This is a genomic window from Mycobacterium sp., assembly GCF_032162605.1.
Classification (GTDB): domain Bacteria; phylum Actinomycetota; class Actinomycetes; order Mycobacteriales; family Mycobacteriaceae; genus Mycobacterium.
This window is the reverse complement of sequence record NZ_JAVROT010000287.1, coordinates 1-3,716: the sequence shown is the minus strand read 5'-3', so window position 1 is coordinate 3,716 and position 3,716 is coordinate 1. Positions and strand designations below refer to the sequence as shown.

Annotated in this window: 6 protein-coding genes; 3 read left to right on the top strand and 3 right to left on the bottom strand. The window is 63.9% G+C overall.

Annotated elements, in window-relative coordinates:
* From QOI01_RS16935 to QOI01_RS16925, 3 genes are all read right to left on the bottom strand, one after another.
* The coding region (locus tag QOI01_RS16935; RefSeq protein WP_526382884.1) for an NAD(P)-binding domain-containing protein at nt 1-1,033 on the bottom strand (1,033 nt) is incomplete at its 3' end.
* A gap of 26 nt (nt 1,034-1,059) precedes the next feature.
* Nucleotides 1,060-1,620 (bottom strand): OsmC family protein, encoded by a 561-nt coding sequence (locus QOI01_RS16930; protein ID WP_526382882.1) that lies wholly within the window; start codon nt 1,618-1,620, stop codon nt 1,060-1,062.
* Nucleotides 1,621-1,664: 44 nt separating this feature from the next.
* Complete coding sequence (locus tag QOI01_RS16925; RefSeq protein WP_526382880.1) at nt 1,665-2,432, bottom strand: hypothetical protein; 768 nt, start codon at nt 2,430-2,432, stop codon at nt 1,665-1,667.
* A gap of 240 nt (nt 2,433-2,672) precedes the next feature.
* On the opposite strand from QOI01_RS16925, the gene QOI01_RS16920 reads away from it, so the two are divergent.
* The 3 genes from QOI01_RS16920 to QOI01_RS16910 all read left to right on the top strand — a co-directional run.
* Nucleotides 2,673-2,792, top strand: a complete 120-nt coding sequence (locus tag QOI01_RS16920) for a molybdopterin-dependent oxidoreductase (RefSeq protein WP_526382878.1) — start codon at nt 2,673-2,675, stop codon at nt 2,790-2,792.
* A 92-nt stretch (nt 2,793-2,884) separates the two neighbouring features.
* On the top strand, nt 2,885-3,094 hold the full coding sequence (gene relB / locus QOI01_RS16915; RefSeq protein ID WP_526382877.1) for a type II toxin-antitoxin system RelB family anti-toxin: 210 nt from the start codon (nt 2,885-2,887) through the stop codon (nt 3,092-3,094).
* The coding region (locus QOI01_RS16910) for a HipA N-terminal domain-containing protein (protein ID WP_526382875.1) at nt 3,091-3,716 on the top strand (626 nt) is incomplete at its 3' end. The genes relB and QOI01_RS16910, both read left to right, overlap by 4 nt.

Here is a 3,716-nt window from a genome sequence, read left to right as displayed (position 1 = left end):
GGCGGAACCCGGTGGCCCAGAGGATCGTACGGATGGCGCCGGAGCGCAGGTCCATCGTCAAGGGCACGGTGGCGGGAACTGCCGTCGCTTCGAAACGCCGCGGCGGATCACCACCGTCCCAACCGGTTTCGATCGCCCATGCGTCGATGGTGTCGAGCAGCCGCCCGAGCTTCAGGTCGGCCAAAGCGAACATGTTTGGCAACGAGCCGGAGAATTGAGCGATGCCGTCGCGGATTCCGGCCAACCGCCCTACCAGTTGGACCCCAAGTCCGCTCAGCGAATTGAGGTCGATGGTGACCCGATTGGTTGATCCGACCAGCTGCATCGACGGAAGTTTGCGCGCCCGGGCGAGGTCCGGTATCTGGTCGTAGCGCTCGTCCATCAGTCCGGCCGCATCCATCCACCACAGGATGTCCTTGCCGCGATAGGTGCGCGGCATGCGGACATGCTCCCCGACCGCCAGCGTGACCGGACGGCCCGAGCGGTGCAATTCGCCCGCGATCTGGATCCCGCTCGCCGAGGCGCCGACAACGAGGACCCCACCGTCGGGCAGCTCGCTCGGGTTGCGGTAGTCCGCCGGGGTGAGGGTGATGATCCCGGCGGGCACGCCCGCTTGCAGCGCTGGGATCTTGGCGACGGCGTTGGCGCCAGAGGCCAGCACGACTGACCGCGCGTGCCACGAGCCCTGGTCGGTGCGCACCACGTATCCGCTTTCGGTGTGCCGCACCGACATCACCGTCGTGTTTGCCAGCACGGGTGCCGCGGTCTCCTTGGCGTAGCGCTCGATGAGCTGCACCACTTCGGATGCCGGGAGATAGCCGTCGGGGTCGTCCCCGCGGTAGGCGTACCCCGGTAGCCGGGTCATCCAGTTGGGAGTCAGTAACCGCATCGAGTCCCACCGCTGGGTGCGCCAGGAGTCCGCTACCTCACCCCGTTCCACGACCACGTGGTCAATCGAACGGTCGGCGAGGCAGCGGCTCATGGCCAGGCCGCTATGTCCGGCGCCCACCACGAGAGTGGTTGTCTTCAGCATGATCGGCCTTCCGTCGCATCGTCTGATCAGGCCACTTCGACGGTGACGTCGGTGGGGTTAGTGAGGATGTCGTAGACCGCCGAGCGCTTCTGCGATTGCGCGACAAGGGCTTTGATCTCCTCCGGGGTGGCGTCAGCGTCAATCTGGTAGCACACCCGGACGCCGGTGAACCCATTGCGGATGTCGGGATCGGCGCCCAAGATTCCACGGATGTCTTCGTCGGCCTCGACGGTCGCCTGCACCGAGTGCAGCTGAATCTTGCGATTCTGGGCGATCGATGCAATACCGGCGGTCAGGCACCCGCCCAGGGCCACCAGCACATACTCGACAGGGCTGATGCCGTTGTCCTGCCCGGCGAACGCGAGCGGATGGTCGACGTCGTAGGTGAATGTCGTCTTGTGGTGCTGATGGTTGCCGAATCCGTAAAAGGTGTCCACGGTCGAGCGGCTGTGGGTTCCGTTGGCCCAGGAAACTGTTGCCCGCCAATGGAACTCGGCCATCTTGGGTGTCTCGGCCAACGACTCGCGGACGTCAAGGAGGGCCTCGACGTTGACGCCATTGTCGACCGGGGTATGCGTTGTTGTCATGAACTTCTCCATTTCTTTGGTGACCGGTTTCCCTATGGAACCGTTCAGTTCTTCTGTTGTGGAACAACGGAATTCATCTGTGACCCGTGCTGTACCGCATGGTGCCTGGCCGGATCGAAGTTCTCGAATGCCACGTTCGCCAGCGCAAACAGCCCACGTTGGGGAAGCCAAAAGTCGCCGAGGTGCGCTTGCTGATGCAGGGGAAGGGGGGAGCCGAGATCGACGCCGCGCAGAGTCGCGCTGCTGCTCGAAACCGTCCAGATCATCCAGGGCGCCGCGGCGAATCGCTGACCATTGGGAGTCGTCCCGGCCATTCCCATGCGTCCGGCCCGGAGCATCGGCCCGGCAACCCGGGCCATCATCCGCCGAAAAGACTCGCCGCGCCCGGCGGCCGCCGGCAGTCGGCGACCCAACGCCGACATCAACAACGTGGCGGGTGTGCTTGCCAGTTCGAGTCGCCATTCCAGCAGGTCCGGCACGCCGATCCGCAACGAGTATGGTCCGTCCCAATGGATTTCGATTTTGGTGTGCAGAGTCTGAGCGGAATCGGATGCGAAGTACCGTGCACAACTTTGTTCCGGTGCCGCATCGGCGAGGAAGGTCCACTGGCCGTTCGGCGCGCGATGCCAGACACTTCGATAACTGGGGCCGATTGACGTCGCGGCCATGTCCCGCAGCGCCAGGTAGTGCCCGCTGGCGAACGGGAGGCCCATCACGCCGTAGCCGGTGGACCGCTCGTCGCTACCGGGCCAAAGGATCGGGTTCCGCTGTAGTTCGAGCGTCGCATCGCGTGGGCTCTTGAAAATGGTCATGCCGAAAGCATCGACCTGGCGGCCCGGTCAACGCATGAGGCATCCACCCCATCTTTCGCAATCGCTGCGGCAGATGCGGCCCCCTGAGGTCTTCTCGGTCAGTCCAGTGCGCCCGCCACCACCCTGTGTACGACCCGTTGAACGGGGCCGCGATTAAGGCGCGCCAACGGCCGTTGACCCGGAAGCGACTTAACCACTCCTACGGTGGTTCCATTCCGCTGACTAGGGCCATGTCGGAGAATGCTGCTGGCGTGGCAGATGAACGGTCAACCGCTCCGACGGATCCATGGTGGCCCGGTGCGGGTCACCATGGATCCGGCTATATCGGGGCCCGTAGCGTCAAATGGCTCACCGCCATAACGGTGCAACCGTTCCCGTCGGAGAACTACTTTTCAGGCCTTAAGGAGCAAGCGGTGGGTCCAAGACGAAGGAAGGCGCAACATGATGAGCCTATGCCTGCAATTGCACGCATAGGGGACGTCTTCGCTGAGCGGCGGATCACGCTGCGACTCACACAACAAACCCTGGCCGACTTGGCGGGTGTGTCCCGCTCCAGCATCCAGTCACTCGAGCGAGGGAGTGGTTCGATCAAGTTCGGCTCCGTCATCGAGATAGCCGACATTTTGGGCCTGCACATCGACGTGAGTGCGGCGATTGAATGACGGATCCGGACAGGCTCGACTTGAGGGACATCGGTGAAGCCGACGTCTATATCGGCGATGAGCTCGCTGCCCACCTGGTACGACAACGCGGCGACAGCGTTAGCTTCGAGTATGTCGGCGAAGCACATCCGACAGATCGTCGCGTGCGTGACCGGTCCGTCTCGTGGTCACTGTTGCGCTCCGGCGAATATCCAGTGACCACGACGGGTGGCGCCGTTCCTTCCTACTTCGCGGGGCTGCTTGCGGAGGGGGTCAGGCTTGGAGTGGTCACATCGTCGACGAAAACTTCTGCCGGCGATCACCTCACTCTGCTGCTTGCAATCGGCGCCGACACAGTTGGCAACGTCCGGGTGTTCCCGGCCGGAGTCGATCCGGTTCAGCCGCTGCGGCTTTTCCAGCCCGAATCCGACACTGACTTTCGTGCGGTCTTTGCGAAGTTGACTGGCTCCGTCCGCGCCGACCCAGTCGGCCTGGCGGGCGCCGGGCCGCGCCAATCCGCGGGGTCTGGAACCACCCGTACACCTTCGATCCGGAACGGTTTAGCCCACCACCAATGCCTTGTCGCGTTCCATCACCTCGGTAGCGGCTCGCTCACCAGAGCGGACCGCTCCGTCGATGAACC